The following is a 1172-nucleotide window of genomic DNA, read 5'->3' as shown; positions in this document are numbered from 1 at the left end:
GGGCTTGCTGAATAATCGAGCGCATATTGCGTGCCCTGGGTTTCGAGCGCGCAATCGAGAATAAAGTGCAAGATAAACAGGTAAAATAGGTCAAAACCCGTGCATCACCACCTGCGATCATGTACAAAAAAGCTGAGCTTGCCTCCAGCCCCCCATCCGAGTTTGAACTGCCTTTCGGAGGAAGGTTGTCTGCTGACAACCGTTGGGTAAAAATGGGCGAACTAATCCCGTGGTCAGAATTTGAATCAGAATATGCTGAAAACTTCCCCACAGAAAAGGGCGCACCAGCCAAATCCTTTCGGATGGCATTGGGGGCGTTAATTATCAAGGAAAAGCTGGGAATTAGCGATCGCGAAACGGTAGAACAAATCCGTGAAAACCCCTATCTACAATACTTTATCGGTCGCTCAAGCTACAGTAATGAACTCGCATTTGACCCATCTTTATTAGTGCACTTTCGCCAAAGAATTAGTCCCAACCTAATTAATAAAGTGAACGAACGCATGGTCGAAAAAATGCGAGAAATCACGCCCGTCCACCAAAAAAAAAAAGGATTCGGACGGCAAAAATGAGTCACCCAATCGTGGTAAGTTGATTGTAGATGCAACCTGCGCCCCAGCCGACATTAGTTATCCGACCGACTTAGGACTATTAAACAGAGCCAGAGTTCATACCGAAAAAATCATAGACATTCTGTATAAACAAATTAAAGAAAACACCACTAAAAAACCAAGAACCTACCGTAATCTCGCCCGAAAAGATTACTTAGCAGTAGCGAAACAAAGACGACCCACCCGAAACAAAAGAAGACAGGCAATTAAAAAACAACTTCAATACATCAAAAGAAACGCTTCTCATATTGAACAGTTAATCGATTCAGGTGCGAGCCTAGAATGTCTGAATAAAAAGCAATATAAAACCTTGCTAGTCCTCACAGAAGTCGCTCGCCAACAACAGTGGTTATTTGACAACGATAAACAGAGCATTGAGGATAGAATAGTAAGTTTAAGTCAACCCCATATTCGTCCTATTGTCAGAGGAAAAGCCGGGAAAAGCGTAGAGTTTGGAGCCAAACTATCAGCGAGCTGCTTTGAAGGATATGTATTTTTAGACCGGATGAGCTGGGATAATTTTAACGAATCAGGGGATTTAAAAGCCCAAGTAGAAGCATA

The 1172-nt window shown here is 42.9% G+C and carries 1 pseudogene; it reads left to right on the top strand.

Annotated elements, in window-relative coordinates:
* Window positions 1-119: 119 nt before the first annotated feature.
* A pseudogene (locus tag QUA24_RS27235) lies at window positions 120-1172 on the top strand (IS5 family transposase); the annotation flags it as partial.

The organism is Microcoleus sp. Pol12B5 (assembly GCF_036701335.1).
GTDB lineage: Bacteria > Cyanobacteriota > Cyanobacteriia > Cyanobacteriales > Microcoleaceae > Microcoleus.
Note: the sequence above shows the minus strand (reverse complement) of the source record. Positions and strands in the feature narration are given on the sequence as shown.